The sequence below is a fragment of the Providencia rettgeri genome (genome assembly GCF_013702265.1).
In the GTDB taxonomy this organism is placed as follows: Bacteria; Pseudomonadota; Gammaproteobacteria; order Enterobacterales; family Enterobacteriaceae; genus Providencia; species Providencia zhijiangensis.
Genome location: NZ_CP059348.1, coordinates 3,148,002 through 3,174,152 on the forward strand (window position 1 = coordinate 3,148,002; position 26,151 = coordinate 3,174,152).

The 26,151-nt window shown below is 43.1% G+C and carries 32 protein-coding genes and 1 tRNA gene; 23 read left to right on the plus strand and 10 right to left on the minus strand.

The annotated features are described in order from the left end of the window. Nucleotides 1-65: 65 nt before the first annotated feature. A complete protein-coding gene (gene tesA, locus H0913_RS14410; protein WP_036952149.1) occupies nucleotides 66-701 on the minus strand; it encodes a multifunctional acyl-CoA thioesterase I/protease I/lysophospholipase L1 in 636 nt (211 codons plus the stop codon). Here tesA and ybbA point away from each other — a divergent pair. Further along, the gene (ybbA, locus tag H0913_RS14415) at nucleotides 669-1,355 is read left to right on the plus strand and encodes a putative ABC transporter ATP-binding protein YbbA (RefSeq protein WP_181477486.1); all 687 of its coding nucleotides are present in this window, start codon (nucleotides 669-671) and stop codon (nucleotides 1,353-1,355) included. The genes tesA and ybbA overlap by 33 nt on opposite strands. Next, nucleotides 1,352-3,799, plus strand: coding sequence for a putative ABC transporter permease subunit YbbP (ybbP, locus tag H0913_RS14420; RefSeq protein ID WP_154602454.1), 2,448 nt, complete (start codon nucleotides 1,352-1,354; stop codon nucleotides 3,797-3,799). Before ybbA ends, ybbP begins: the two co-directional genes overlap by 4 nt. A gap of 41 nt (nucleotides 3,800-3,840) precedes the next feature. Here the strand turns inward: ybbP and H0913_RS14425 are convergent, their stop codons facing one another. Further along, nucleotides 3,841-4,134 (minus strand): hypothetical protein, encoded by a 294-nt coding sequence (locus H0913_RS14425; RefSeq protein WP_154602455.1) that lies wholly within the window; start codon nucleotides 4,132-4,134, stop codon nucleotides 3,841-3,843. Between the two features lie 3 nt (nucleotides 4,135-4,137). Continuing rightward, complete coding sequence (locus H0913_RS14430) at nucleotides 4,138-4,632, minus strand: hypothetical protein (RefSeq protein ID WP_181477487.1); 495 nt, start codon at nucleotides 4,630-4,632, stop codon at nucleotides 4,138-4,140. A gap of 301 nt (nucleotides 4,633-4,933) precedes the next feature. Here H0913_RS14430 and H0913_RS14435 point away from each other — a divergent pair, with 301 nt between their 5' ends. Continuing rightward, nucleotides 4,934-6,301, plus strand: a complete 1,368-nt coding sequence (locus H0913_RS14435; RefSeq protein ID WP_181477488.1) for an esterase-like activity of phytase family protein — start codon at nucleotides 4,934-4,936, stop codon at nucleotides 6,299-6,301. A gap of 108 nt (nucleotides 6,302-6,409) precedes the next feature. On the opposite strand, the gene H0913_RS14440 is transcribed toward H0913_RS14435, so the two are convergent. The 5 genes from H0913_RS14440 to ppiB all read right to left on the minus strand — a co-directional run bounded on the left by H0913_RS14440 (nucleotide 6,410) and on the right by ppiB (nucleotide 10,799). Continuing rightward, nucleotides 6,410-7,663 carry a CynX/NimT family MFS transporter gene (locus tag H0913_RS14440; RefSeq protein WP_154602458.1) on the minus strand — a complete coding sequence of 418 codons (1,254 nt, stop codon included), beginning with the start codon at nucleotides 7,661-7,663 and terminating at the stop codon, nucleotides 6,410-6,412. A gap of 120 nt (nucleotides 7,664-7,783) precedes the next feature. Next, the gene (gene purK, locus H0913_RS14445) at nucleotides 7,784-8,869 is read right to left on the minus strand and encodes a 5-(carboxyamino)imidazole ribonucleotide synthase (protein WP_181477489.1); all 1,086 of its coding nucleotides are present in this window, start codon (nucleotides 8,867-8,869) and stop codon (nucleotides 7,784-7,786) included. Further along, nucleotides 8,869-9,384: a 5-(carboxyamino)imidazole ribonucleotide mutase gene (purE, locus tag H0913_RS14450; protein WP_154637807.1), complete on the minus strand. Its 516-nt coding sequence runs from the start codon at nucleotides 9,382-9,384 to the stop codon at nucleotides 8,869-8,871. Before purE ends, purK begins: the two co-directional genes overlap by 1 nt. Before the next feature lie 186 nt (nucleotides 9,385-9,570). Then, entirely contained in the window at nucleotides 9,571-10,293 is a 723-nt protein-coding gene (gene lpxH / locus H0913_RS14455) for a UDP-2,3-diacylglucosamine diphosphatase (RefSeq protein WP_154602461.1), read from the minus strand. A gap of 11 nt (nucleotides 10,294-10,304) precedes the next feature. Further along, nucleotides 10,305-10,799: a peptidylprolyl isomerase B gene (gene ppiB / locus H0913_RS14460; protein WP_006659258.1), complete on the minus strand. Its 495-nt coding sequence runs from the start codon at nucleotides 10,797-10,799 to the stop codon at nucleotides 10,305-10,307. Between the two features lie 300 nt (nucleotides 10,800-11,099). Between ppiB and cysS the strand changes: the two genes are divergently transcribed. Together cysS and H0913_RS14470 are read left to right on the plus strand one after the other, a co-directional pair. Continuing rightward, nucleotides 11,100-12,488 (plus strand): cysteine--tRNA ligase, encoded by a 1,389-nt coding sequence (cysS, locus tag H0913_RS14465; RefSeq protein ID WP_154602462.1) that lies wholly within the window; start codon nucleotides 11,100-11,102, stop codon nucleotides 12,486-12,488. A 391-nt stretch (nucleotides 12,489-12,879) separates the two neighbouring features. Next, nucleotides 12,880-13,965 carry a protein-tyrosine phosphatase family protein gene (locus H0913_RS14470; protein ID WP_154602463.1) on the plus strand — a complete coding sequence of 362 codons (1,086 nt, stop codon included), beginning with the start codon at nucleotides 12,880-12,882 and terminating at the stop codon, nucleotides 13,963-13,965. Between the two features lie 63 nt (nucleotides 13,966-14,028). Here the strand turns inward: H0913_RS14470 and ybcJ are convergent, their stop codons facing one another. After that, a complete protein-coding gene (gene ybcJ, locus H0913_RS14475) occupies nucleotides 14,029-14,241 on the minus strand; it encodes a ribosome-associated protein YbcJ (protein WP_108478314.1) in 213 nt (70 codons plus the stop codon). Nucleotides 14,242-14,258: 17 nt separating this feature from the next. Then, nucleotides 14,259-15,116: a bifunctional methylenetetrahydrofolate dehydrogenase/methenyltetrahydrofolate cyclohydrolase FolD gene (folD, locus tag H0913_RS14480; RefSeq protein WP_036952132.1), complete on the minus strand. Its 858-nt coding sequence runs from the start codon at nucleotides 15,114-15,116 to the stop codon at nucleotides 14,259-14,261. A gap of 188 nt (nucleotides 15,117-15,304) precedes the next feature. On the opposite strand from folD, the gene H0913_RS14485 reads away from it, so the two are divergent. The 18 genes from H0913_RS14485 (at nucleotide 15,305) to H0913_RS14570 (ending at nucleotide 26,143) form a co-directional block, all read left to right on the plus strand. Beyond that, nucleotides 15,305-15,381 (plus strand) — tRNA-Arg (locus tag H0913_RS14485). 165 nt (nucleotides 15,382-15,546) lie between these two features. Then, on the plus strand, nucleotides 15,547-16,758 hold the full coding sequence (locus tag H0913_RS14490) for a tyrosine-type recombinase/integrase (protein ID WP_181477490.1): 1,212 nt from the start codon (nucleotides 15,547-15,549) through the stop codon (nucleotides 16,756-16,758). Between the two features lie 213 nt (nucleotides 16,759-16,971). After that, complete coding sequence (locus tag H0913_RS14495; RefSeq protein WP_181477491.1) at nucleotides 16,972-17,757, plus strand: hypothetical protein; 786 nt, start codon at nucleotides 16,972-16,974, stop codon at nucleotides 17,755-17,757. Next, nucleotides 17,750-18,520 (plus strand): hypothetical protein, encoded by a 771-nt coding sequence (locus tag H0913_RS14500; RefSeq protein WP_004906547.1) that lies wholly within the window; start codon nucleotides 17,750-17,752, stop codon nucleotides 18,518-18,520. The genes H0913_RS14495 and H0913_RS14500 overlap by 8 nt, the downstream gene beginning before the upstream one ends. A gap of 124 nt (nucleotides 18,521-18,644) precedes the next feature. After that, complete coding sequence (locus H0913_RS14505) at nucleotides 18,645-18,863, plus strand: helix-turn-helix transcriptional regulator (RefSeq protein ID WP_181477492.1); 219 nt, start codon at nucleotides 18,645-18,647, stop codon at nucleotides 18,861-18,863. Continuing rightward, a complete protein-coding gene (locus H0913_RS14510) occupies nucleotides 18,863-19,258 on the plus strand; it encodes a hypothetical protein (RefSeq protein WP_181477493.1) in 396 nt (131 codons plus the stop codon). The genes H0913_RS14505 and H0913_RS14510 overlap by 1 nt, the downstream gene beginning before the upstream one ends. Before the next feature lie 12 nt (nucleotides 19,259-19,270). After that, on the plus strand, nucleotides 19,271-19,975 hold the full coding sequence (locus tag H0913_RS14515) for a Rha family transcriptional regulator (RefSeq protein WP_181477494.1): 705 nt from the start codon (nucleotides 19,271-19,273) through the stop codon (nucleotides 19,973-19,975). A gap of 865 nt (nucleotides 19,976-20,840) precedes the next feature. Beyond that, nucleotides 20,841-21,065 carry a host cell division inhibitor Icd-like protein gene (locus tag H0913_RS14520; protein WP_166185487.1) on the plus strand — a complete coding sequence of 75 codons (225 nt, stop codon included), beginning with the start codon at nucleotides 20,841-20,843 and terminating at the stop codon, nucleotides 21,063-21,065. Next, nucleotides 21,058-21,231 carry a DUF4222 domain-containing protein gene (locus H0913_RS14525; protein WP_004265088.1) on the plus strand — a complete coding sequence of 58 codons (174 nt, stop codon included), beginning with the start codon at nucleotides 21,058-21,060 and terminating at the stop codon, nucleotides 21,229-21,231. Before H0913_RS14520 ends, H0913_RS14525 begins: the two co-directional genes overlap by 8 nt. Before the next feature lie 2 nt (nucleotides 21,232-21,233). Continuing rightward, on the plus strand, nucleotides 21,234-21,497 hold the full coding sequence (locus H0913_RS14530) for a hypothetical protein (RefSeq protein WP_181477495.1): 264 nt from the start codon (nucleotides 21,234-21,236) through the stop codon (nucleotides 21,495-21,497). Continuing rightward, the gene (locus H0913_RS14535) at nucleotides 21,490-21,669 is read left to right on the plus strand and encodes a hypothetical protein (protein ID WP_004255431.1); all 180 of its coding nucleotides are present in this window, start codon (nucleotides 21,490-21,492) and stop codon (nucleotides 21,667-21,669) included. The genes H0913_RS14530 and H0913_RS14535 overlap by 8 nt, the downstream gene beginning before the upstream one ends. Then, nucleotides 21,666-21,875 (plus strand): hypothetical protein, encoded by a 210-nt coding sequence (locus tag H0913_RS14540; RefSeq protein WP_004906529.1) that lies wholly within the window; start codon nucleotides 21,666-21,668, stop codon nucleotides 21,873-21,875. The genes H0913_RS14535 and H0913_RS14540 overlap by 4 nt, the downstream gene beginning before the upstream one ends. Continuing rightward, nucleotides 21,872-22,453 (plus strand): ORF6N domain-containing protein, encoded by a 582-nt coding sequence (locus tag H0913_RS14545; RefSeq protein WP_181477496.1) that lies wholly within the window; start codon nucleotides 21,872-21,874, stop codon nucleotides 22,451-22,453. Before H0913_RS14540 ends, H0913_RS14545 begins: the two co-directional genes overlap by 4 nt. Next, nucleotides 22,450-22,623: a hypothetical protein gene (locus H0913_RS18925; RefSeq protein ID WP_181477497.1), complete on the plus strand. Its 174-nt coding sequence runs from the start codon at nucleotides 22,450-22,452 to the stop codon at nucleotides 22,621-22,623. The genes H0913_RS14545 and H0913_RS18925 overlap by 4 nt, the downstream gene beginning before the upstream one ends. Next, entirely contained in the window at nucleotides 22,623-22,817 is a 195-nt protein-coding gene (locus H0913_RS14555; protein WP_094960719.1) for a hypothetical protein, read from the plus strand. The genes H0913_RS18925 and H0913_RS14555 overlap by 1 nt, the downstream gene beginning before the upstream one ends. Next, nucleotides 22,817-23,038, plus strand: coding sequence for a hypothetical protein (locus H0913_RS18930; RefSeq protein ID WP_094960720.1), 222 nt, complete (start codon nucleotides 22,817-22,819; stop codon nucleotides 23,036-23,038). Before H0913_RS14555 ends, H0913_RS18930 begins: the two co-directional genes overlap by 1 nt. After that, nucleotides 23,035-23,409, plus strand: a complete 375-nt coding sequence (locus tag H0913_RS14565) for a hypothetical protein (RefSeq protein WP_137021871.1) — start codon at nucleotides 23,035-23,037, stop codon at nucleotides 23,407-23,409. The genes H0913_RS18930 and H0913_RS14565 overlap by 4 nt, the downstream gene beginning before the upstream one ends. Then, complete coding sequence (locus tag H0913_RS14570) at nucleotides 23,396-26,143, plus strand: DUF927 domain-containing protein (RefSeq protein WP_181477498.1); 2,748 nt, start codon at nucleotides 23,396-23,398, stop codon at nucleotides 26,141-26,143. Before H0913_RS14565 ends, H0913_RS14570 begins: the two co-directional genes overlap by 14 nt. The last annotated feature ends 8 nt before the right edge of the window (nucleotides 26,144-26,151 follow it).

The following is a 26,151-nucleotide window of genomic DNA, read 5'->3' on the forward strand; positions in this document are numbered from 1 at the left end:
TTTACCCAACAAATTTATTTAGCTAATAACTTTATTTGGGTAATAACTTTATTTTATGAACAACTTTATTTGGTTAATAAATAGGGCGATAGCTGTTTTTCCATAAAATCTGCAATCGTGGGCTGGGCTTGCTCAGTTGGATGAATACCATCAGGCTGGATCCATTCCGGTTTGGTGATCACGCTCTCCATAAAAAATGGGATCAGCGGAAGGTTATTTTTTTCAGCCAGCGTTGGGTACACTTTTTCAAAGCTGGATGTATAGCGTTTACCGTAGTTTGGCGGGATACGAATTTGCATTAAGAGCGGTTTAGCACCATTTTGCTCTATTTGGTCAATAATCTGTTGTAATGTTATACCTAACTGTTCAACAGATAGCCCTTGCAAACCATCATTAGCTCCCAGCTCAATCAGTACCCAGTCAGGTTTGTGCTGGGCTAGAAGAGTGGGGAGACGCTCTAACCCTTGAGAGGCGGTATTTCCACTAATACTGCCATTAATAACTAAAATCGGTGGCGACTTTTTTTGCCAACGTTCGGCAAGTAATGTTGCCCAAGCTTGCTCGGCGGGTATTCGATAGCCTGCACTAAGACTATCGCCGAGGATCAATAGTTTCGTTGCCGCGAGCGTTTGTCCGCTGGCGGTAACTAACAGGAGAAAAACCAATATATGTCGGCGCAAAATATTCTTGAAGTTCATCATCTCATTAAACGTGTTGGTCAAGGTGAACATGAACTGACTATATTGCAAGGAGTCGAGCTAATTGTCGAGTCTGGTCAGACAATTGCCTTAATTGGTGAGTCAGGATCAGGAAAATCCACCTTACTAGGCATTATTGCTGGGTTGGATGATGGCACTAGCGGCACCGTGAAGTTGCTTGACCAAGACTTAACGACCATGGACGAAGAAGCGCGGGCGCGATTACGGGCGCAAAGTGTCGGCTTTGTTTTCCAATCCTTTATGCTTATTCCAACCTTGAATGCGCTTGAAAATGTTCAATTACCTTCATTACTACGTGGCGAATCCGAAACCAAAAGTCATCAACAGGCGGTGAATTTACTGACGGATTTAGGGTTAGGAAATCGCTTAAAACACATGCCAGCTCAGCTTTCAGGTGGTGAACAACAACGGGTGGCATTGGCGCGCGCATTTAATGGCCAGCCTCAAATTTTGTTTGCCGATGAACCGACGGGGAACCTTGACCGGTATACGGGGGATAAAATCGCCGATTTGTTATTTACGATGAACAAAGAGCACGGTACCACGCTAATTTTGGTCACCCATGACAATGAGTTAGCTGCCCGTTGCCAACGTCGATTACGGTTAGTTGATGGGCAACTGAGGGAAGAGTCATGATTTGGCGCTGGTTTTGGCGTGAATGGAAAACGCCGTCTCTGTTGATTGTGTGGCTCGCGTTAACCTTGGCGGTAGCCTGCGTGCTGGCGTTAGGGCGTATCAGTGACCGCATCGAAAATAGCATGAGCTATCAGAGCCAAGAGCTATTAGCGGGGGATTTGGTACTGCGTTCATCTCATCCGAGTGAGCCAACATGGCTTTCCGCGGCTCAGCAAGCAGGGCTGACATTGAGCCAGCAGATTTCATTTTCGACCATGGCGTATTCTACTGCTGATGAAGAGGGGCGCCCGCAGTTAGTGTTAGTGAAAGCGGCAGATGCGGGGTATCCGCTATACGGTGGCTTAGTGACCGAGCCTGCGGGGTTAAAACCCACCAAAGGGCATATTCTCGTCGCTCCGAGGTTATTGGAATTACTGAACTTAAAGGTTGGCGAACAGATTGATATCGGCGATGGGACGTTTACGATTTCAGGGACGTTAATTCAGGAGCCGGATAGTGGTTTTAACCCCTTTCAAATTGCACCGAGGGTGTTGATCTCGATTGAGGATGCGCCATTAACTGGGGCGATTCAAGTCGGAAGCCGCTTAACGTATCGCGATATGTTTGCGGGTTCTCGCCAAGCGATTGATGCATTCAAAGAGAAATATGATGCTCAGTTACGTAGCGATCAGCGCTGGTATACTTTGGATGATGACAGCGGTGCGGTGGGGAAAACCTTTAAGCGCGCTCAGCAGTTTTTACTGTTATCGGTGTTGCTAACGCTGTTATTGGCGATCGCGGCGGTGGTGGTGTCGATGACCCATTATTGTCGAAGCCGTCATCAGCTTATTGCGGTTTTGAAAACACTAGGGGCTGGCCGCAGTGCGCTACGTAAGTGGATTATTGGTCAGTGGTTAGTGATTTTAGTGGCTGCGGCATTATTAGGGTCTTTGCTGGGACTGGCTTTTGAAGGCATTTTAATGCAGATATTGTCGGCAATGTTACCTAAAGCCTTGCCGAGCGCCAGTCTTTGGCCGTGGATCTGGGCGGTGGCCACGCTGTTTATCATCGCGATTATTGTGGGGATCCGTCCTTACTACCAATTAATGGGCACTCAACCTTCTCGAGTGTTACGGGAAGATGCCAAATCACCCATTTGGCCACTGTATTATTATCTGCCTGTGGTTACGTTGATTGTGGTCGGCGGGTTATTCCTGTTTGCGGGGGTAAACCCACTGTTATGGTCAATCTTACTGGGGATTGTCGTAGTAGCAGTGCTTCTGGCATTGATTGGTTGGCTAGGGTTGTGGTTGCTGAGAAAAATGCAATTTCGCCAGCTAAGCTTGCGTTTATCAGTCAGTCGCTTGTTACGCCAACCATTGCAAACTATTACGCAGATGAGCGCATTTTCACTGTCATTTATGTTATTGGCGTTATTGATTTTGGTTCGAGGGGATCTTTTAGATCGCTGGCAGCAGCAGCTCCCTGCGGATAGCCCGAACTATTTTCTGATCAATATGACTCAGTCTCAGCTTGATCCCGTAACGCAGCTTTTGAAGCAGTACCAAGTCACTCCAACGGAGTTTAATCCGGTTGTGTTAGCGCGTTTATCGGAAATAAATGATCAGTCTGCGATTGAGTGGGCGGATGCTCGCGATCCCAATAATAACACGGTTAGGCGAGAGCTTAGTTTAACGTGGCAATCAACATTGCCGCCTGCAAACGAGTTAGAGCAAGGGAGCTGGCCGCCGAAAGCGGGAGAAGTTTCCATTGAGCAAACTGTCGTTAAAGAGTTAGGGTTAAAAATCGGCGATAAGCTAACATTCAATGCAGGTTCGCAGATTTTCACGGCAAAAGTGAGTAGTATTCGTAAAGTGGATTGGGAAAGTTTGCGTCCTAATTTCTACTTTATTTTTGCGGAAGAAACGTTATCACCAATGCCAGAAACGTGGTTGAGTAGCTTCCATTATGATGGTGATGGGCAACTGTTAACTCAGTTGAGCCATCAGTATCCGACGATTAATGTGCTGGATACTGGCGCTATCATCACGCAAATTCAGCAGATTTTACAGCAGGTAAGCCAAGCTTTAGAAGTGATGGTGGTCTTGGTGATTTTCTGTGGCTTATTATTGCTACTCGCACAGATTCAAGTGGGTATGAGCCAACGAGAGCGGGAGCTGGTGGTGTATCGCACCCTCGGTGCGAGCAAAAAATTGATGCGCCGTACTTTATGGAGTGAATTTGCCTTACTCGGTGGAATGGCAGGGCTAGCTGCGGCATTTGGGGCTGAAGTCGCACTATGGTTACTGCAAACTAAGGTATTTGATTTCCCGTGGCAGCCAGAATGGCGCTTGTGGGTGCTATTACCGCTCTGTGCTGGGTTCTTATTATCGGTGTGCGGCGGTTGGTTGGGGCTGAGATTACTCGGTACTGGCAATCAACATCGCCGATTATCAAACGGCTAAATGTATAAAAAATAGAATAGCCACCTTCGTGGCTATTCTATTTAAAAATGAAAATCGGATGCTTGAGCTTCGCTGTATAAGTTTTTTAAGTTTATGTATCCGACATCAAATTCAGAAACGGAAAAGTAAAATACTCGGCCATCTGATTGTGCAATCTGTATTTTATAAACACCAACCTCTTGGCTAAAATCGAACTCATAACCGACATTAATTTTCATCTCTTTATAATTTAAATTTACCTCGTCACTCTCTGAAATATATTTCCAACTAATTATTTTTGATCTCGTTTCGCTGATGAGTTGTTCTACAAAATGTGTGATAGCGGCGGGTAACATGAACTATTCCTCAGTGTTTTTATAGGTGTATTTGGATTCAATAAGTTGTTTGGCATAGAGTAATGACTCTGAAATATCTTGCATCTGTGAATTACCTAAAGGGCATTTAGGTGTTATATTTCTTGTGGCGTTAATCTTTCTTTCTAACTCATTCAGCTTAATTAATTCATTATTGAATTCTTTTTTATCGATGATGGACATGAAATTGTTAGCAATATTCAAATGTAATTTGAATGCTATAGTGAAATTGGTGACAAGCAAAGCATATTTTTTACTAGATAGGTTATCTAATGACTGGTTGTAATAAAAAATACATTCATGAGATAAACTTAGCCCTGTAGTGCCTTTGAATTTATTTAAGGTAAATAATGATTTGTCCTTGATGCTTTTTGAAATGGTAATATTGTGAATAACTTCCATTATAGTAATTAATAAAGCAATGATAGTGGCGACAGAGGCATAGTAGGAGAATAATGTGAAATTATAATTGCTGTTCATTATAATTTCTATATTAATAGTCGATATCCATAATAGTAATGAGCTTATTATTATATATAAAACTCTTAGTTTGTTATCAAAGATTTTTTTCTTGAGCATTAATTGAGTCTCAATGTGAAAATGGAGATGGATATTAGCATAGTTGTTGATAAAGATTATTTTTGCTGGCTATTTTCAGATAAATATTGCCAGAGTTATTGGCGCTATTAAACGAACTGTCTCTAATCCTTCACAAAACCTTCATTCACCGTGGTTATGATTCCTGTGTCAATTATTGATGCGACTAAATAGGAAAATAACAATGGCTCGCCGAACTCCAATAACATTTAAGCTGACATCACTCTCTTTACTGATGGGATTACTTTCTTTTAGCACCACAGGGTTTGCTCAAAAACAAGTTCCAGCCACTCTCGCAGGGCATGCCATTTTATCGGTGGATGCGATAGTACCAACGCCGGAAAATGCACCGTCCGATATGCAATACAGCGGCAAATACACCACAGGAACCCGTGTTGATACGCTGGGTAAAGTTGAAGGGAAGTCCGATGGACGCCCAACAGGTAAGTTTGTGCCTATCAAGGGGCAGCCGTTACAAGGACATTCGGGTATCAAGCGTATGGATGATGGTACTTATTGGGTTCTGACGGATAATGGTTTTGGGAATAAAATGAATTCCCCCGATTCGATGCTCTATTTAACACAATATGATATTGATTTTAAAACGGGAAAAGCCAACCCGTTGAAAACGATTTTCTTCCACGACCCCAATAAAATCATTCCTTTTCATATTATTAACGAAAGTAGTGAACAGCGTTACTTAACGGGCAGTGACTTTGACCCAGAGAGTTTTCAATTTGCGGATGGGGCTCTATGGGTGGGAGATGAATTTGGACCTTATCTCATCAAGATGGATTTAAATGGCAAGGTGTTGGCGCTATTTGAAACGCAAGTTGAAGGCAAGAAAGTCGTTTCTCCTGACCACTACACACTGACAACGCCAGGTAAACCTGCGGATAAAGTGACTTTTCAAGTGAATCGCTCAAAAGGTTTTGAGGGAATGGCATCATCGCCGGATGGCACCAAACTTTATCCAATGCTGGAAGGCGCTTTGTGGCAGGAAGATAAGCAAGATTATGAGAATGTGAATGGTAAAAAAGCGGCGCGTATTCTTGAATTTGATGTGAAAAAACAGGATTGGACGGGGCGCAGTTGGTTATATATTTTTGAAGATAATCAAAATGCTATTGGTGATTTTAACCTGATTGATGACACTCACGGTTTGATTATCGAACGTGATAATGGCGAAGGCACTGCGGATAAAGCATGTGCGGAAGGCGCAACAAACAAAGAAAATTGCTTTAGCAATTTAGCCAAATTTAAACGTGTTTATCGCATTGAATTTTCGGATAACAATGCAGGTGGAGCAGTGGATAAGCAAGCCTATGTTAACCTGATGAATATCCAAGATCCTAATAAGCTAGCCAGAAAACCGCTAAATGATGGGGTATTTACCTTCCCATTCTTTACGATTGAAAACGTGGATGTAGTCGATAATGAACATATTATCGTCGGTAACGATAATAACTACCCGTTCTCTTCCAGCCGTGAACCCAATCAAGCGGATGATAATGAATTTATTTTGTTGAAAGTACCAGAGTTATTGAAGTAATGCGTAATCGGTTATGCCGGTAAGAAGTAGAACGTGTAAATGGATCCTTGTTTTTCCCTTGGTTTGATATTTGCTCGGGTTATCCCCGAGCTTTTTTCTTTTTAGGGGTTAATCTTTTTTTGCCTCTAAAGCAGGGGGCTTCATCATCAACGTAAAAAAGAGAATGACAATGACAGGGGCGGCGATGGTTAAAAATGCAGGGGTAAAACTACCCGTAATATCTTTAATTGCCCCTGCGATAAATGGCGCTAAACAGGCAATTGTTGAGATTAAATTGACGACGGAGAACAACTCTAAATAAGGTCCGCGCCCAAAATAATTGGACAGTAAAACACTGGACGCTAAGAAGGTCATGCCGTAGCCGACACCCACACAAATCACGAACAAAATCAGCCAGAACCATGATGTGGAGATACTTAGTGCCACGACGCCAAGCACCATGATAATTAGGCTACCAATCAATAAACGTTTCGGCTCCAGCCATTCACCCGCTGCGCCCCCTAAGAAGCGCGAAAATGCATTCACAAACGCCATGGTACTCAGCAAAGAAACCGCGATAGTCATGCCAAATCCACGTTCTTCAATGTGCGCTACTGCAAAGCTGTTTACTGTAATACCGCACCATAAGAAAGAGGTATAAGTTGCGGCAATTAAATAGAATTGCCAAGTGCGTAATGCTCGGCGAACTGTCCAAACTTCAGCGGTACGATAAATAGGCTTATTCGCATGACTAACTTGTTTTTGCATTATTTTCTTGGCGTGGTCTTGTTCTTTTTTCCCTTCACGCAATGCCAAGATAGTGATGATGGTGACAATACTCAGATAAACTGCACACAATACCCAGTGCATCCGCCAAGAGCCTAATTGATTCGATGCGTAGAAGTAAATCCAAGGACCGGCAACGCCGCCTAATCCGCCAATTGTGAAATACAATCCAAATGCCAGAGATTGTTTTTCAAATAGGCGAGAAAGTACATAGGTGCCCGGAACGGTCGCTAATAGTGTAAACCCGATGCCAATCAAGGCAGTGCCTAAGAAATAGGTGCTGATAGCTTCGGTGGAATAGAGGCTATAGAAGCCAGAGCAGAACACCAGCATCCCTAAAAGCAGCGTGAGACGAACACCGACTTTACGTATTAGCAATGAGGGTAGAAAGCTCGCTAAACCGCAGGTTAACCCGAGTAAAGTAAAACCAAAGCCTGCCTCAGTCCAACTCCACTTTAATTCGCCGATCATACTCGGTAATACTACGCCTAATGAGGTGAAGGTGGTGGCAGTAGCAAGGAAATAAACCAGTCCGAGGAGAATAAGAATCGACCATTGGTATAACGGACTAAACGGTGAGGCTTGTGTTTCTGGCATATGCACTCCAGTGGCGCCCTAGTGAGTTAGTCATCACTCACAAGTAATCACTATAAAAGTAGGGCAAAAATAGCACAATGCCCGAAATATTACTCTCGGGCACGAATAGCGCTATTTTCCCTATTTTTGGCGAGAGTACCAGCCTAATTTTGTTTTTGCCCACTCAATGCCACTTTTATACTCATTTGGCAGCATTGGGATCAAACTATCGAGGGTATTTTCGAGTTGATGAACATCACTATGAGTCAGATTTAAGTGACCCACTTTACGTACAGGGCGCACTTCTTTCTCATACCAATGTAAATGGACTAAAGGTAGATTTAACCATTCTTGGTTAACATCAGTGCCAATTAAATTGACCATCACAGCCGGGCTGAAAACTTCTGGCGTCGGCATCGGTAAATTTAAAATCGCGCGTAAGTGAAGCTCGAATTGGCTAATAGATGCGCCGTTTTGAGTCCAATGTCCACTATTATGAACGCGAGGGGCGATTTCGTTGATCAGCAGTTTATCGCCAACCACAAAACATTCCATTGCCATCACACCGACATACCCTAACTCATCCATCACGGCACTGAGCATCGCCTGTGCTTGTTGTTGCTGGGCAGGGTTTGCATCAGGGAAAGCGACGCTGGTGCGTAAAATCCCTTCTTGGTGAAGATTATGGGTGATTGGGTAGAATACGGATTTGCCGGATTGACTACGAGCACCAATCACGGAGACTTCAGCATCAAATGGGATCCCTTGCTCTACGATACATTCACCGTAAATTTCCGCTGGGAGGTTTTGTTCGTCACCGGGGCGAACACGCCATTGACCACGGCCATCGTAGCCACCCGTTCTGCGTTTCACTATCAAAAAATCACCCAGAGTGGCAAATAATTCAGGCCATTGGTCTGGAGATTCTAATCGTGCCCAAGGTGCCGTCGATAAATTTAACGAGTCGAACAGGCTTTTTTGTGGGAAGCGGTCAGCTAACCGAGGAAAAATATCACGGTTAATAAATGCATTATGACGTGCTAACTCTTTGGTTAATGGGGTTTCAGGCCAGCGCTCAATTTCAGCAGTGATCACACTTTGTTGATAAGGAACGGCTTCAGGCTCGGCATCTAACCCAACCGGAAAGACAGAAATACCCAGCGGTTCGCCTGCTTGGCGCAACATGCGACCTAATTGACCGTTACCAAGGACACAAACCGGTTTCATTACGCTTCCCTCGGATCTGGGTTATTTAATACGTCGTTGGTTTGTGCTTCACGCCATGCGGATAAGCGATTGAAGAGTTCGCTGTCATGAGTGGCTAAAATTTGTGCGGCTAGCAGAGCGGCGTTAGCTGAGCCTGCTTTCCCAATAGCAAGTGTGCCAACGGGAATGCCTTTTGGCATTTGAACGATAGAATACAGGCTATCGACACCACTTAATGCCGCGCTCTGTACAGGGACACCAAGGACAGGAACCAGCGTTTTGGCGGCTATCATTCCTGGTAAATGGGCTGCACCACCGGCACCTGCGATGATCACATCAAAGCCGTTCTGTTTGGCATTTTCAGCAAAAGAAAACAGTTTGTCTGGCGTGCGGTGTGCAGAAACAATCTCAACATGGAAAGGCAGTTGCAGTTCGGTCAGCACGTCAGCAGCATGCTGCATGGTTGTCCAATCACTTTTAGAACCCATAACAATGGCGATTTTTGCCGCAGATTGAGCAGGAACTTGGGCAGTCATTTGGTGTGATCCCTGTATTGAAAAATATCACCCTGAGGGTGGGAATGTGAATTGCCCCGATCATATCACGGTAATTGGACAAGGAAAACGTTTGCGTGATTATAAAGTAAGCAAACGGTCGTACTGACGACCAACAATTTACCTAGGTGTCTTTATCAAGATAGGAATGCTAAAAAGGAAACTATGTTAAAAAGGAAAGAAAATAAGCTCAATGCCGTTTTCGTTGATCACAAAGGCGGAACCTTCGCTGTGCCATGCGCCTAAAACTCCACGAAAATGAAGTTGACCACCGATATTAATCTCGTGGATAGCAGGGCGATGCGTATGTCCGTGGATCATCCATTGTGCTTGGTGGCGGTTTAAGGCATCAATCACCGCGTTGGAATTGACGTCCATAATGGCTTCGGATTTCATGCTGCTGGCATATTGGCTATTGCGACGCATCTTTTGCGCAATACGGCGGCGAATAAAGAGCGGTAGAAGTAAAAATACCCGTTGGATCCAAGGAGTATGGACTTTTTTACGGTAGTTTTGATAAGCGGCATCGTCGGTGCATAACGTATCGCCGTGCATAATTAAAATACGCTTATCATAAAGTTCAAGTAAAGTTTCTTGGGGCAAAATGGTCATGCCACACTGCTTTGCATAACGTTGACCCAATAAAAAATCGCGATTGCCATGAATGAAATAACAAGGAATTCCACGTTCACTCAGCTGTTTTAAGGCTTGAGCGATTTGCTGATGCAAAGGGGTATTATCATCGTCGCCAATCCAATAATTGAAAAAATCACCGAGGATATACAGGCTGTCGGCGTGGATGGCTTGCTGTTCAATAAATGCAAGAAAACCGGCGGTGATCGCCGGTTCATCTTCACTTAAATGCAAGTCTGCAATGATATAAGTGGACATAAATTCAGGGATTACTCACTGACAGTCACTTTTTCAATCACTACGTCTTCGCGAGGTACGTCTTGGTGGAAACCACTGCGACCTGTGGAAACGCCTTTGATTTTGTCAACAACGTCCATGCCTTCAACCACTTCAGCAAATACACAGTAACCCCAACCATCTGGGCGCTCTGAACGGAAGTTTAAGAAGTCATTGTCAGCGACGTTGATGAAGAATTGTGCTGTTGCTGAGTGTGGATCGTTAGTACGAGCCATTGCTAATGTACCGCGGCTGTTTTTCAGTCCGTTATTAGCTTCGTTCTTGATAGGCGCTTTAGTGTCTTTTTGGTTCATGCCCGGCTCAAAACCACCGCCTTGGATCATGAAGCCGTTAATAACACGGTGGAAAATGGTATTATTGTAGAAACCTTCACGGCAGTAGGTTAAAAAGTTTTCGACAGTGACAGGTGCTTTGTCTGCGAAAGTTTTGATAACGATGTCACCGTGATTGGTATGAAATGTAACCATAATAGCTATCCTGAATAATTGTTTTTTATGCGCTAACTTGCGAAAGCGTTGAGATCAGCAAGTTTATATCACAGATAAAACCTGACTTGAAGCGACAGTGTGTTTGCAAAATAGGTTATCCCATAACAGTGACCTAATAAATAAGGCGATAAAGTCAGGTGCTAACCTTGCTTTCTTCGGGTGATCGCGATTCAATACCGTGCTATTTTCGTAAGGTTGAATCTGGATATTTTATCCTCAACATCGCGATAATCTGATGTATGATAGATATACACGTACTAATAAAATGGAAATAAAAAGATGCTGCAGATTTTCAATACACTGAGTCGTCAAAAAGAAGAATTTAAACCCATCCATGCTGGAAAGATTGGGATGTACGTGTGTGGCATCACCATTTACGATTTGTGTCATATTGGTCACGGTCGTACCTTTGTGGCTTTCGATGCAATTAGCCGCTATTTACGCTATTTAGGTTATGACCTGAATTATGTGCGTAACGTGACGGATATTGATGACAAAATCATTAAACGTGCCGCTGAAAATAATGAAAGCGTGGAAGAGTTAACGACGCGCATGTTAGCGGAAATGCACAAAGATTTTGATGCATTAAATATCCTACGTCCAGACAGCGAACCGCGTGCTACTCGCCATATTCATGAAATCATTGAGCTAACTGAAAGCTTGATTGAGCGCGGTCATGCTTATGTTGCAGATAATGGCGATGTGATGTTTGAAGTCAAAACTGATCCAAATTACGGCTTATTATCTCGCCAAGATTTAGACCAGCTTCAAGCGGGGGCCCGTGTTGAAGTGGCTGATGTAAAACGTAATCCAATGGACTTCGTGTTATGGAAAATGTCCAAAGAGGGTGAACCAAGCTGGGAATCGCCTTGGGGATTAGGTCGTCCAGGTTGGCATATTGAATGTTCGGCAATGAACAGCAAAACATTAGGCAACCATTTTGATATTCATGGTGGCGGTTCAGATTTAATGTTCCCGCACCATGAAAATGAAATTGCACAATCTACTTGTGCCCATGATGGCCCGTACGTTAATTACTGGATGCACTCCGGTATGGTGATGGTTGATAGAGAGAAAATGTCTAAATCTCTTAATAACTTCTTTACCATCCGTGATGTCTTAGAGTACTACGATGCAGAAACTGTACGTTACTTCTTGCTTTCGGGTCACTATCGTAGCCAATTGAACTATACCGAAGAGAACTTAAAGCAAGCCCGCACCGCGTTAGAGCGTCTGTATACCGCGCTGCGTGGTACGGATAAATCAGCTGCACCAGCAGGTGGCGAAGAGTATAAGAGCCGTTTCTGTGAAGCGATGAATGACGACTTCAATACACCAGAAGCTTATTCGGCATTGTTTGATATGGCGCGTGAATTAAACCGCCTGAAAACTGAAAATATGGATGCAGCAAATGGCATGGCGGCTCAATTACGTGAGCTGGCAAAAGTGCTGGGGCTGTTAGAGCAAGATCCTGAAACTTTCCTGCAAGGTGGCGCACAAGGCGAAGATGATGCAGAAGTCGCAAAAATCGAAGCGCTGATTAAACAGCGTAACGATGCGCGTCAAAGTAAGGATTGGGCGCTGGCGGATCAGGCACGCGATGCTTTAACAGCGATGGGAATTGTGTTGGAGGATTCGTCTGCTGGCACGACGTGGCGTCGCAAATAATATTCGTCATATTTCGCGCTGTGGCGTTGTTGGCGTCACTCGGCTACTCGGGTCACATACTTATGTATGCTCCCCGAGATATCCTTGCTAGCCGCCTAGCCACAACACGAACTATTTAGAATATTGTCCTTTATCGTTTTTCACGTAATACCTGTTTGCCTACAATTTGAATAATTTAGAGAATTCAGGTTAATCAGGCTAACAAATAAGAATAAGGCCCACTAAAAATGATCTGTTTTTGGTGGGTTTTTTTATGGGAATTGCAGCTAAATTTGCAAGCGAGGGGTGGGAGATTATCGATAATGTTGAGTGAAATATTAACAGTGGAATTTAACATTGGGTCACCGAAATGGTGAATTCACTCACAATGAAAACATAGATAAGGATAAATATGTTTCCAATAAACGCTAATCGACTAACCGTATCTCAATCGACAGAATTTCCTGCATCATCAACTGCAAGCCATTTCCCTAAGCGTATTCATTCTATCCAAAATATCTCCGAACTTAGCCCTCACTTGTCTGAAGCAAAATCCGTCAAAAAAAATAGGCTAAAGTTGAAATTAAATATAGAAGCCGCTACCCAAGTTTCGGTATTCGATAAATTGACTGAAAAAACGCAGTTATTGCTGAATGAAAAAAACATTGAATACGATACGGAGAATAGAGGGCAGCGATATCCCAATATTGGTAGTGCGAAGCACACGCAAATATCAATACGGAGTGCCGATAAATCCATTGTGCCTCTCGCAGCTAATCGACTACAAATTAATGGGGAAAATTTAGCTATTCGCTGCCAATACCCCAAAGACAATGCTCAAGCCATTGAAAATCATCTATCTATGCTCATGGCAAATAAGACTCCGATATTAGTTGTCTTAGCATCAAAGCAAGAGATCCACGGTTCTGTTTTTCAAAAAGATAAGCTGCCACCTTACTTTATGAGTAATCAAAAATATGGCGCCATTGAAGTTACCACTAGGCGAGAAAAAAAAGACTATAAAGTAGAACCTAAACAAATCAATGTAGGAGAAAAATCATTAGAGTTTAGCCAATATAAAATGGATATTTTTAATGGCTATAAAAAGCATTCAATCCCTGTGATCCACGTGACTAATTGGGATGATGGTGGAACGGTGTCAACCGAGGAATTAATTAAATTAAACCGGATTATTGGAACCATTAATGAAGGCAGCTTATTTGAACTTTATAAAAATCAAGGAGTAGATATAGAAGGAGGAAATAAGCCGCTTCCCGTTATTCACTGCAAAGCGGGTATTGGTCGAACGGGGGTATTAGCGGCAAGTATGCAGTGGAGAAAGGCAGGAAATAAACTATCGATGGAAAATATCGTATTAGCGTTGCGGGAGACAGGAAGTCCGAATATGGTTCAGAATGAAGCGCAATATAGGCAATTACAAGAATTCACAAATGCACCATTATCCCCAACAAAAACAAGCAGTAAGTGGGGATTTTGATGGGATAACAAAAGGTAAGCTGAATTGGGTCTCAGCTTACCTCCATCAAGGATGTGGTTAGAACTACTCTTGTACCTTGATTTGCTCGCTTCCCATAGAAACGACTTTGCCTGCGACAATTTTGCAGCGTTTACGCGTTTCAACAACGCCATCAACTTGCACTAAGCCATCAGCAATCATTGATTTTGCCATCGCGCCACTTTCTGCCCAACCTTCAATTTTTAGCAGGTCGCATAGCTCAATATGGGGATGACCATCAAGATGAAAAATATCCATTGTGACTCCAAATTACATTAAATATCGTGGTACTCTTCGCACGCTTGTAGCGTGTTTTGAATCAGTGTAGCCACGGTCATTGGCCCAACACCGCCCGGTACTGGCGTGATCCATGCAGCGCGTTTTGACGCTTCATCGAAGTCAACATCTCCAGTCACTTTGCCATTTTCTAAGCGGTTAATACCCACATCGATAACGATAGCGCCCGGTTTGATCCATTCGCCTGGAATAAAGTTAGGTTTACCCACAGCCACGACCAGTAAATCCGCATTACGGACATGCTGTTCGAGATCTTTGGTAAAGCGATGGGTGACGGTGGTGGTGCAGCCCGCTAATAATAATTCAAGGCTCATCGGACGACCAACAATATTTGATGCGCCAATGATAACGGCATTTAAACCGTAGGTATTAATGTCATAACGTTCAAGTAAGGTAACAATCCCTCTTGGCGTACAAGGACGCAGGCGAGGGGCACGTTGACATAAGCGACCGACGTTATAAGGGTGGAAACCATCGACGTCTTTATCGGGATGAATGCGTTCAATCACTTTGACGTTATCAATGCCAGCAGGTAATGGTAATTGAACTAAGATGCCATCAATTTCATTATCTTGGTTAAGGTCATCAATCAGCTTGAGCAGTTCAGCTTCAGTCGTCGTGTCTGGTAAATCATAGGAGCGAGAAATAAAGCCAACTTCTTCGCAAGCACGTCGCTTACTGCCAACATAAATTTGAGAAGCGGGGTTAGCGCCTACGAGAATAACGGCAAGCCCTGGAGCTCGTTTACCATTGGCAATACGAGTTTGTACTTTTTGAGCAACTTCCTGTCTAATTGCTTGCGCAATCGTTTTCCCATCAATAATTTTTGCTAACATCTGTAACTTAATCCATATATGAGACACGGGGGATGCCTCTATTTTGTCAGAACTTGCTAGCAATGTCAGGTCTATCTGATAGATAAAGTAGCCATATCGTTATTTAAGTAGTGAAAAGCCATTGACTCGGCGCTCAGCAACCGTATAATTCAACGCCATCAGCCAGATAGGCTGTCTGCGCACACAATGCGCCCTTAGCTCAGTTGGATAGAGCAACGGCCTTCTAAGCCGTAGGTCACAGGTTCGAATCCTGTAGGGCGTACCATTCTCAAGTATTTCAAAGTCTACAACAGTCTATAAAACCCTTATAAAATCAGTTATCACAAGAAATCATAGTATTCCAAGGTCTAGTCACGTCTATTGAAATCTACAACTATGTGGGGGCATAATTGGGGGCATTACCCCGTTCAATAAAAATCGGTGCCCCCAGATGAAGCTAACAGCCAGACAAGTAGATACTTCCAAGCCAAAAGAGAAAGCTTATAAACTTTCTGACGGTGGGGGCATGTATTTAGAAGTTGCTCCGAATGGTTCTAAGTATTGGCGTATGAAATATAGATATGCTGGTAAAGAGAAAAGGCTGGCTTTAGGTGTATATCCATCAATATCACTCGCACAAGCTAGGGCGAAAAGAGAAGAAGCCAAGCGCATATTAGCGTTAGGTGATGATCCATCGTTGGTAAAGAAAGCCGAAAAGCGAGAAAAAGAGTCTCAGGTCAATAATAGCTTTGAGAAAATCACGCTTGAATGGCATGACTATAAAAAGCCGAATTGGTCGCAAGGCTACGCTGATGACTTATTGGAAGCCTTCCAGAAAGATATCTTCCCTTACATTGGTAAAGCTAGCATTACGGAAATTAAGCCGCTAGATATGCTAGAGGTGCTTAGAAAATTAGAAAAGCGTGGTGTGTTGGATAAGCTAAAGAAGATAAGACAGGCATGTAACCAAGTATTCCGCTATGCAATTGTGACGGGGCGGGCAGAGTATAACCCTGCATCAGAATTAGCTGGCGCACTATCTACACCAAAAGCAAAACACTTTCCTCATTTAAACGTTAATGAGTTACCTGAGTTTTTACAGGCATTATCTGTATGTAGTGGAAGTAAGATCACTCAAATTGCGACAAAGCTATTAATGATAACGGGTGTTCGTACTATTGAGCTTAGGGCTGCTGAATGGACAGAAATTGATTTTGATAAAGCTATTTGGGAAATACCAAAAGAACGTATGAAAATGCGTCGGCCTCACATGGTGCCATTATCTACACAGGCGTTAGAGTTATTCAAAGAAATACAAACCATAACAGGAAAGTTTAAGTATATCTTTCATGGTAGGAATGATGCTTCTAAGCCGATGAGTGAAGCGGCAATAAATCAGGTCATAAAGCGTATTGGTTATGATGGCAGAGCCACAGGCCACGGCTTCAGACACACAATGAGCACTATCCTACACGAACAAGGCTATAACACCGCATGGATTGAGACACAGCTAGCGCACGTTGATAAGAACTCTATCCGTGGAACGTATAACCATGCTCAGTACCTTGATGGCCGTAGAGAAATGCTTCAATGGTACGCTGATTACATGGGAGCATTAGAGAACGGGGATAATGTTGTCCACGGCAATTTTAAACGTGCTTAATCCACCAGCTACCAAATACAGAACCAGACAATAAAAGGTCTGGTTTTTTTGTACCTGAAATAGTCATAACTGGACAAATAGACAGTAATGATAGGCTGTAGTAGACTTGTGTAGACTATAAAGAATAAAGCTATGCCTAGGCTGATCCCCGAAAACTAGTACACCTCTACTAGCTGGCATAGCTCCTACAGAATGAGGGCGTGAGGTGGCGTTGTGAGTGTATTAAATAGTTTTGTTGCAGAACGGAATCAGGCTATTCAATTTCACAGGTTATTTGGAGCAATTGCGGAGCAAGAAGGGCAGCCGATTGATGTTGTCGCTGCTTTTTTTTATAGGAATCGTACAGAAATAGTTGAGGGAGTTCAATTTCCTGCATACCAATGTTATTTGTACTCAAGAATTTCTGGTTTTGACCCTGAGCCTTATGAATGGTTTCAAAATGGATGTTTGTATTTGATAAAGGCTATTGGTGAGCGATTTAAAATACGTTTTGAGGAATTACCTCGTTTCGAGCTAGGATATTATGTTGAACCAGATGAAGAAATTGGGTTGCCTAATGAATATGAAGGCTTTTTTCATGATTTTTATTTTAAATACGATGAAATTAAATCATTTTTAAACACTCATAATATCGAATTTCCTGAGCAGCTAGAGATTAATGATACTAAACCCTCAAAAAGAGAGGATTATATAGATGGTATAGCTACAGAGGAAACCGCGGCTATAACACTTTCAGCAGAACTAGACAAACCCATGAGAACAAGAGAAAGAAACAATCTTCATGCAATTATTGGTGGGTTGCTGGTTACTATTCTCAAAAATAGTAAAAAAAATCAGAGTTCTGTTATTTATGAACTAACTGAGTTGTTTCAAGATGCTGAGCCATTTTCCATAAGAAATTTAGAAGAAAAATTTTCTAAATCTAAAAAAGTTTTAAAAGATAAAGGATTTGAGTTCGATGAGTTAAAAGCTATCTCTGATGAGGTGAAAAATGATTGATTACGATAAGGAGAGCTGCGCTTCATTTCAGCGTTTATATTCATACTATCATGTTGAACAAATGGCTATGCTATGGTGTGGAATAAAGCCATCTGATTTCGATGAGGTGATCTCTGAGTGTGAATATATAAAAAGAGCCGTACCTAAACACCCATATATTGGATGTTTGGAACATCGAGCTATGGCTATCATGGATGGAATAGAAGCGAGGCAATTAGCTGTTGGACGTGATGGAAGTAATCATGAAATAAATGAGCATGACCATATAGCCCCAGAAAGAAGAACGGTGTTATTAAAAGATTTTAAAGAATGGTTAATTGAGTTTTATCCTAATGAGAAGCCCAAACTTATATTTGATGATATTGAGCGAAATATGCATACATCAATTACGGTTGAAGCATATCAAATTCTTAGGGCAGATAGAGATCACTTGCAAGTTAGAATAAATAATGCCGAAGAGGTATTTAAAGAACAAAAAAAAGAATTAGAGTTATTGAAAAGAGAAAATTTGGCTTTAAAAAATACAAATGAACAGAGTTTACCAAATATCAACTCTAGAGCAGAAAAAACATACCTAAATATAATAGGTGGGTTATTAGATGTTATTCTAGGTACATCCCCATCAGGCAAAAAATTATCTGTTTATAACAATCAAACTAACGTGATAGATGCCTTGCTTGCGAGGCATGAAGGGAAAGCGGGAATTAGCGAAAGAACATTACAAGAAAAGTTTTCTGACGCAAATAAAAGTTTAAAAGGATAATTACCGCAACTGCGGTAAAGAGTGCCGCAACTGCGGTGACGGCAATATCAAATATACATAAAGTTCCCCTGAGATCTACGGACGTCTATCTAGGCGTACTATTAATCAGATAACAGGGGGCTACATGCCAACAGTAACAACCTTTAAAGAAAATCTCATTCGCTTACCAGAAGTCATGCGTCGTACTGGCTATGGCAAAGCGTGGATTTATCGCCTAATTGAAACAGGTCAATTCCCTAAATCAGTAAAAATCGGTACTCGTTCTATTGCTTTCGTTGAATCGGAAGTTGATGAATGGATCTCTAATAAGATTGCTGAATCACGTTCTGGCGAGGTGGCTTAATGGAAAAGAAAAACCACCCGTCACAGGTGGCTTCTCAGAATAACGTTGCGTCGTCTATTCTACCAAAGAACCCACCGAAAAAACACCGTGCCCGTTTATATATGTTAGGTACAGGTATTAATGGATTTACAGAGAATGAAATATTAATTCATTGTCGCTTATCGTCAGCAAGGAACTACGCCTCGGAGTTAGAGCGCAAGTTGGATATTACACTGGATCGCATTGATGAGCCTAATCCTGATGGTATCGGGTCACACTACCGTTACCGCTTTAAAACGGCTCAAGATGTGCAGAAGGTTATTAACTTAATAAATAAACGCGCTGAACAAGGTAATTACCAAACACTGGATAAAGCACACGTAAATAATATTTTAAGCCTCTACCCGACAAAATAACGGAATAAGAAAATGAAACTAAAAAATAACAGCTTAAATGCTGGTGGATTCGCTCACCCAAAATTCAGCGACGAGCCTATTTTAATTCAACACAGAACTGAGCCGAGAATAGATAGCCGCCTGTTTGCTAAACGCGTCGGAATACAACATGAGAGCTTGGTTAATATTATTAAAAAGAATCTTACCTGCTTACGTGAATTAGGCACATTGCCAAGAAATAGTGAAAAAGAATTGTCCGATTTGAAATCGGGAAAATCAAAACGTGGTCGCTCTCAGATTTATTACCTACTGAATGAGAACCAATTTGATTTTATGTGCCGTATTGTTCGTGGGCGCAATCATGAGCAGATGACTCAATTCAAGCTGGACGTTACCAAAGCATTCAGCAAGAAACGTGCGGCTGAACCTATCCGCCGCGAATATTTGCCACATTACCATGAGTCACGCGACGCACTCAGAGACTTAGGCGCAGAGAAACATCATTACATCAATTTAGCCCGTACAGAAAACCGATTAACAGGCTTACTCACTGGCGAACGTGCCAGCGCAGACGAGCAACAATTAGGTTTATTAGTCTGTATGCAGAAAATCGAACAGGCAGCGTTTCAGGATGCTATTGATTCGGGTTTATCGGCTACTCAGGCATTGCGAGAGGTTAGCAAACGCATTGAGCAGTTCGCTAGTTTAATGAGTCCTACTGTGAGGATTGGTGGCTAATATGATGAATATCGCAGCTAATGCCTACCAAGTGAATGATTCCCTACTGGCAGGTAAGGGGGTAAGTTTAATTTACTCCCTTAATAATACTGTAGCTTTAAACTGCGGTATTACTGGCAGTCAATCAGACAAACTTTCGTCTGGTTACTCGGCTAATATTTTGGCTCAGTGCTCGGCAAAATCATTTGCTCAGCAACTGGCTAAAACTTTAGCCGATGTATCAGCGAAAATTTACGCCAATCAATCACCCAAATTTACGGGGAATCAATCAGCAAAACATTTTGCCAATCTAAAAGGTGGAGAATTTACACCATTTGCTAAAGGTGAGAAAAATCACCTTTGTAAAGGGCAGAAATCTGCCATTTTGCAAGGTTTAATCGGGGTCACTACACAAGGCAGAATTGAGTTTTTACAGTCCATAAAAGGCAAAGTAATTGAGTTTTTGGAGTCCATAAAAAAGGGCAGCCAATCGGCTACCCTTGGAAACGTCGATATTGAATACCGAGCAAGTGAGAATATTAATATTAGCTTACTTCTCTGGTATGGCAAATATCAGTTTTTAGGCTCAATGCCTCGTGACTGTAATTCTTTGCGCAGTATTCTCTTGATCCAAGTGGCTAATGTTGCGTCACCATCTTTTTTCATCTCAGCTTCCAGTTGCTCTCTAAATTCTGGCGTTAATCTCATTTGGTACTGCGGGGATCTTTTTTCCTTTCCCGTTGACATGGTAATTACCCTAATCTATTATGCATTACATGGTAACGACCATGTTACTATTATTTATGCTAATAAAGCAATGCCCCGCAGTGCGTCAACACTAACGGGGCATCTAATCACCACCGATAACGAAACTATCGAGGTAACTATGAGTAAGCATAACACACCCGTCACAGGGCGGACTAGTCTCACCCCTAACCAATCGTACAGATGGTTATTCCTCGCGTTAAACCGTAGCGATTACACCGCTAAACCTTGTCGCATTGCTGTTACAGCACCGAACGAGAACAGTGCAAGACTGATGCTTGTACGTGATTACATGCTGATATTCGCTGGTCGCTTACCTGCTATTGGAGGTAAACATCATGCGTAACCCTCAACCTAATGATTTCTACACTCACAAAAATAATGGTGAAACCGTCAAAGTTTTATCGGTTCAATTCAATCGTGTGACTTTTCAGCGAGACGGCTTTGATAGTCCTGTCATTGTTCCATTAAGCCAGTTCAGCAACGAATACACCTATGCAGGGAGGGCTTAATTATGAGTCGTTTATATCCTGATAACTATCAGCGTATTCAAGCTGAAATAACGGACATGTTAGGCAATAACACCCCTTTACACTCAGAAGAACGCAGCCGTGACCGTTTACTTAGGGTTCGAAAAGGTATGGCTCATATTCTTTGTGAGGTATTCCCTCAGATTGATGATCCAAAAAAACAAGAACTCTATTACTGGTTGGAAGCCATTAACCGTATTAGTGACGCGGAAGCCGTAGACGCTAAATCGGAGGGGAAGCATGAGTAAGCCGATTCCATTAGACAGAGCCGCATACAAGGCACAGCAAAACAATTCATTGCTTGCCGTTATCTTGGAGCAAGTGAGTAGCGATTGTTCGCGTGAGTTAATCGACCTCGTTTCTATTGCGTATGACTTCAACGCAGAAATATGCGAATCCCTCGAGGAGGCGACTAAATGAAAACAATTAAATTAAAAGTTGGTCATTTATCTACCTTGGAAGAAGTCGAGCATATCAACGAGGAGCTCCAAGCGTTGTTAATCCCACTGTTAACGGCTGTAGAGAATGAGGCTGATACAGATACACATTTTCTACTGAGAGCAGTTAATCGCCTTGTACATGCTCAAGGGAAAGAAATTACTCGGTTAGCGGAGGTGATGAAATGAGACAAGTTACTATCAATGCCACCAGCCTAAGCCCATTCATGTATCAAGGTAAGCGAGTTGTGACCTTTGCCATGATTGACGAGGTACACCAACGCCCGAAAGGTACAGCAAGGCGTACATTCACCAAGCATAAACGCCATTTCATTGATGGAGTTGATTACTTTTTGTTAGGTCAGGACGTATTACGTCCACACCTTGATGAAAATATCACCAAGTACACGCCTGAAATAATGGTATTGGCTGAATCTGGTTATCTCATGTTGGTTAAGCCATTTACCGATGATTTGTCGTGGCAGGTCCAACGCTCAATGGTTAACAGCTACTTTCGTTTGTCTGAGTTTCCCGAAATTAAACACATTCAAATACCCACGCTGGCGGAACTTGAAGCCATGCCAATTGGTGAGGCTCAGAACTTGATTAGCCGCTTAGAGGCTGACTCTTATCAGGGGCACGGTAGGCGCGGAAGTTATGCCATGAACCTACGTCGCAAGGAGAAGAAAGCACTTAAACCAATGGTAATGGCCATTGAACAAGCCTCACAGCTACACATTCAGGATATGGGGGATTATCGCTCATGAGAACGTTTCAAATCGCAGGGTATGGCACAACACCGAAAGGGTTAACGCTAGGTATTAGCAAGCGTGTGATATCTGCCACCCAGAAAGACGCTCAATCGCAAGTCATGCGAGAAGCGCAACGTGACGGTTTAACCGATATCCGAATTAACTATGCGCGTGAGGTGAAGTGATGACACCAGAACAGAAGCGTGAAATAGAAATACTGATTGAAACACCTGAGAACCAGACTTCCGCATTACTGACTTTGTTGTCTACATGGTGCGCGGCTGAGGAAGATAACGAAACTCGAAACATGATAAGTATTGCCTTAACGATTGCTTGCCAGATTAAAAAATCACTGGAAGAAGTAACGGAGGGCAAATAATGAAACTCAATTATTTTGACGGGGGCGCAGTCGCCAAAATCACCGTAACTAGCAATCTATTTCAATATAAAAAACATCGTCGGGTTGTGGATGCGGTACTACTTAAAATGAATGTAACAGCCAGCACAAAGCGTGGCTTAGTGATTAAAACCATTATTACAGGTAAGTCCTCGCATGTGTTGAGAGCTTACAAAGTAGCAGTAGCGGAGGCAAATAAATGAGCAACATTATTCCATTCAAAACCAAAGCGAACTCGCTTGATGATGCGCTGAAAGCCTTTGCCTTTGCTGTATTTAAAAGCCGCCCGAATGACTTTGAGGAATGTTACACCTACACGGAAACATGCCAAGGACGTACTAACAAGCAACAAATTTCACCGATTGAGTACCTTTGTTTCTTAACTGAGGTTTGCTTTATTGAGCCGTTAATAGACCAGTTTGAAGAATACGAAACGGCCGCACTGGAAGCCTTAACCAAAGCGGTAGATTGTGGACGCCTTACTCTGGAAGGAGAGGCGTTATATCAATCGATTTTAAGTGTATCGCATGAAATGGCTGAACCTGCAGGAGGCGAAGAGGATGAAACCAATTGATGTTATCCGTGATGTGAAGCTGAAAGCTAACGGACAATGGCAAAACATATTATCTAACCTTGGGGCAGAAGTGCCCCTAAATACTCACACAGCTTGTCCTCATTGTGGCGGTAAAGACCGTTTTAGATTCGACGACAAAGACGGCAACGGCACGTTTATTTGTAGTCAGTGCGGCTCTGGGGATGGGTTGGACTTAGTTCAGCGTGTTCTGGGTGGTAGCGTGACAGAAGCCGCTTATGAGGTGGCTGGCATGATTGGTATTGATACCCGTTCAGATAATCCACCAGCCTATAACACCGCAGAGACAAAAGCGCAACAGGAAGCCCGTAGAGCCGAGCAAGAAGAACAACGTGCAATCGAACAGATAGAGAAGCATAAACGCTTTACAGCGCGATACAGCCGCACTATTGCCAATGCTAAACAGGGCGAATCGGAGTACCTGAAAGCGAAAGGCTTTGATAGTACCACCGTGACCCTGTTAACAGATGGTTCGCTGATTATTCCATTGATGGACGCTGACGGCACAATTACAGCAGCACAAACCATTAAACCTAATGGCGATAAACGGCTATTACTCGATAGTGCGAAGAATGGCAGCTATTACCCCATTAATGAGCCTGTAAACGTTTCTACGGTGATTATCGCCGAGGGATTGGCAACCGCCATGACGTGCCAGTTAGTCCAACCAGAAGCGTACACAGTAGCGGCAATTGATGCGGGTAACTTAATTCATGTGGCTAAGGTGATGCGGACAAAGTACCCAGAGAGCCAAATTATCATTGCAGGTGACAACGATATTAAGCCAGACCAAGACAATATAGGAAAATTGGCGGCAGAAAAGGCAGCTAAAGCGGTTAATGGCATTACGGTTTTACCGCCTACCGATGATAAAGCGGATTGGGATGATTACCGCTTATCACACGGCATTGAGTCAGCAAGACAGGCATTTAATGCTCAAGTGGATCAGCAGAAAGGTGAAGCAGTGAAAGAGGATAACGTGGTCCACATTGGCGCGAAAAAGAAAGTTAGAACCCACGATGATTTAGCCCCATTTTTTGATAAGCGTCACGGTGGTTTGTATTACATCGAACGCAAGCAAAATAACACGACGGGCGAAATTGACGAAAAAGAAACATGGTTTTCGGATGAAATGGCAACGGTAGGCATTGGCTCTGATGGTAAAGACAGTTATTTAGTTATCCAGATGAAGCAAGAGGGCAGTAACCGCATAATTTATGAAGCCATTCCGAGGCGTGAACTAGGCTCACCTCAAGGGTGGGGAAGATTGCGCTCCCGTGGCGTTAATATCACAACAAAGCGCGGTCAATTGGATTTACTGGCTAACTATCTTCAGCGGAAAGGAACGCGCGACGAATGGACAATCACACATACCGCTGGTTGGCATGATGGGGCATACGTGATGCCAGATGGTCATATTATTGGTACACCTAGCCGCCCCGTTGCCTTTTGTGGTGGAACGTCTGCCGTTGCGGGTTATATCGTCAGGGGAACCGCTGAAAGCTGGCGGAAGAATGTTGGTAATTTAATGAAAGGCAACCAATCCATGATTTTAGGTGGGTTAGTCGCGTTAGCTGCCCCACTGAACTCATTATCAGGTGGTAGCTCATTTGGCATTCACTTATTCGCTCAGTCCTCAGCAGGGAAAACCACCACCGTAGAAGCTGCCTCAAGTATTTACGGTGTGCCCGATGAACTGAAATTGACATGGGATGCGACAAAGTACGGGCTAACGATTGAAGCCGCTTCACGAAATGATGGGTTTATGCCGATTGATGAAATTGGACAGGGTAACGATGTGCGGCATGTCGCAGGAAGTGCCTATAGCCTATTTAATGGCACAGGGCGCATTCAAGGCAATAAAGACGGTGGGAATAAAGCTGTTTTACGTTGGGCGATTGTGGCGTTATCAACGGGTGAGGAAGATTTTGAAACCTATCTCATTCGTAATGGCGTGACACCAAAAGCAGGGCAATTAGTGCGGCTGGTTAGTGTGCCATTTACCGATACTGTCGAGTTTCACAGCCTTGATGATGGTGATTTACATTCACGAGCAATCAAACGCGCATCAACGCAGCATTGCGGGGCTGTCGGTAGAGCATGGATTGAGTATTTAGCTAATAATCAGGACATGGCCAACCAGAAAGTAACCTTCAAAGAAAACGAATGGTTATCGAGTTTACCCGAAGAAGTATCACCACAGGTTAAGCGAGTGGCTACCCGTTTTGCCATGTTGGACGCTACCGCAGAGCTAGCAACATCAATCACGGGTTGGGATATTGCCGAATGTAGCCGTTTTATTCGTAATAGCTTTAATGAGTGGCTGGAGAACTACGGCACAGGGAACCGCGAAAAATACCAAGTTGTTAAACGGGCAAGGGATTTTATTCAACGTTATGGATTGAATCGCTTTCAGCCGTACACCTATGGCAAGCGTAATGGAGACCTAGACAGAACTTACGCAGGCAGGATAACAAACCTTGCGGGCTATTTGGTTTCTGGACGCAGAGAGGACGGCAAGGACGAATATCACATTATCCCGTCAGTGTTCGAAGATGAAATACTCTCAGGCATTCAAAAGAAATTGGGGGCAGAGGCACTCGACGAGGCAGGTATTTTAGTCAGACCAGAATCAGGGCGTGTAGACGGTAAGACCATCAGTATTAACGGAAGCCAGCAGCGATTTGTTGTCTTAATTGATAGCGAGGAAGAATAGCCAGCCAG

Coding starts and splice junctions, on each gene's coding strand:
- purK (WP_181477489.1), bottom strand. CDS start 8,869: ATGAAACCGGTTTGTGTCCTTGGTAACGGTCAATTAGGTCGCATGTTG.
- cysS (WP_154602462.1), top strand. CDS start 11,100: ATGCTGCAGATTTTCAATACACTGAGTCGTCAAAAAGAAGAATTTAAA.
- H0913_RS14570 (WP_181477498.1), top strand. CDS start 23,396: ATGAAACCAATTGATGTTATCCGTGATGTGAAGCTGAAAGCTAACGGA.
- H0913_RS14470 (WP_154602463.1), top strand. CDS start 12,880: ATGTTTCCAATAAACGCTAATCGACTAACCGTATCTCAATCGACAGAA.
- tesA (WP_036952149.1), bottom strand. CDS start 701: ATGATGAACTTCAAGAATATTTTGCGCCGACATATATTGGTTTTTCTC.
- H0913_RS18930 (WP_094960720.1), top strand. CDS start 22,817: ATGAAACTCAATTATTTTGACGGGGGCGCAGTCGCCAAAATCACCGTA.
- H0913_RS14555 (WP_094960719.1), top strand. CDS start 22,623: ATGACACCAGAACAGAAGCGTGAAATAGAAATACTGATTGAAACACCT.
- H0913_RS14565 (WP_137021871.1), top strand. CDS start 23,035: ATGAGCAACATTATTCCATTCAAAACCAAAGCGAACTCGCTTGATGAT.
- H0913_RS14545 (WP_181477496.1), top strand. CDS start 21,872: ATGAGACAAGTTACTATCAATGCCACCAGCCTAAGCCCATTCATGTAT.
- H0913_RS14425 (WP_154602455.1), bottom strand. CDS start 4,134: ATGTTACCCGCCGCTATCACACATTTTGTAGAACAACTCATCAGCGAA.
- H0913_RS14520 (WP_166185487.1), top strand. CDS start 20,841: ATGAGTAAGCATAACACACCCGTCACAGGGCGGACTAGTCTCACCCCT.
- H0913_RS14525 (WP_004265088.1), top strand. CDS start 21,058: ATGCGTAACCCTCAACCTAATGATTTCTACACTCACAAAAATAATGGT.
- folD (WP_036952132.1), bottom strand. CDS start 15,116: ATGTTAGCAAAAATTATTGATGGGAAAACGATTGCGCAAGCAATTAGA.
- H0913_RS14430 (WP_181477487.1), bottom strand. CDS start 4,632: ATGAACAGCAATTATAATTTCACATTATTCTCCTACTATGCCTCTGTC.
- H0913_RS14510 (WP_181477493.1), top strand. CDS start 18,863: ATGGAAAAGAAAAACCACCCGTCACAGGTGGCTTCTCAGAATAACGTT.
- H0913_RS18925 (WP_181477497.1), top strand. CDS start 22,450: ATGAGAACGTTTCAAATCGCAGGGTATGGCACAACACCGAAAGGGTTA.
- ybbA (WP_181477486.1), top strand. CDS start 669: ATGTCGGCGCAAAATATTCTTGAAGTTCATCATCTCATTAAACGTGTT.
- H0913_RS14490 (WP_181477490.1), top strand. CDS start 15,547: ATGAAGCTAACAGCCAGACAAGTAGATACTTCCAAGCCAAAAGAGAAA.
- H0913_RS14435 (WP_181477488.1), top strand. CDS start 4,934: ATGGCTCGCCGAACTCCAATAACATTTAAGCTGACATCACTCTCTTTA.
- H0913_RS14515 (WP_181477494.1), top strand. CDS start 19,271: ATGAAACTAAAAAATAACAGCTTAAATGCTGGTGGATTCGCTCACCCA.
- lpxH (WP_154602461.1), bottom strand. CDS start 10,293: ATGTCCACTTATATCATTGCAGACTTGCATTTAAGTGAAGATGAACCG.
- purE (WP_154637807.1), bottom strand. CDS start 9,384: ATGACTGCCCAAGTTCCTGCTCAATCTGCGGCAAAAATCGCCATTGTT.
- ppiB (WP_006659258.1), bottom strand. CDS start 10,799: ATGGTTACATTTCATACCAATCACGGTGACATCGTTATCAAAACTTTC.
- H0913_RS14530 (WP_181477495.1), top strand. CDS start 21,234: ATGAGTCGTTTATATCCTGATAACTATCAGCGTATTCAAGCTGAAATA.
- H0913_RS14500 (WP_004906547.1), top strand. CDS start 17,750: ATGATTGATTACGATAAGGAGAGCTGCGCTTCATTTCAGCGTTTATAT.
- ybcJ (WP_108478314.1), bottom strand. CDS start 14,241: ATGGATATTTTTCATCTTGATGGTCATCCCCATATTGAGCTATGCGAC.
- H0913_RS14540 (WP_004906529.1), top strand. CDS start 21,666: ATGAAAACAATTAAATTAAAAGTTGGTCATTTATCTACCTTGGAAGAA.
- H0913_RS14505 (WP_181477492.1), top strand. CDS start 18,645: ATGCCAACAGTAACAACCTTTAAAGAAAATCTCATTCGCTTACCAGAA.
- H0913_RS14535 (WP_004255431.1), top strand. CDS start 21,490: ATGAGTAAGCCGATTCCATTAGACAGAGCCGCATACAAGGCACAGCAA.
- ybbP (WP_154602454.1), top strand. CDS start 1,352: ATGATTTGGCGCTGGTTTTGGCGTGAATGGAAAACGCCGTCTCTGTTG.
- H0913_RS14440 (WP_154602458.1), bottom strand. CDS start 7,663: ATGCCAGAAACACAAGCCTCACCGTTTAGTCCGTTATACCAATGGTCG.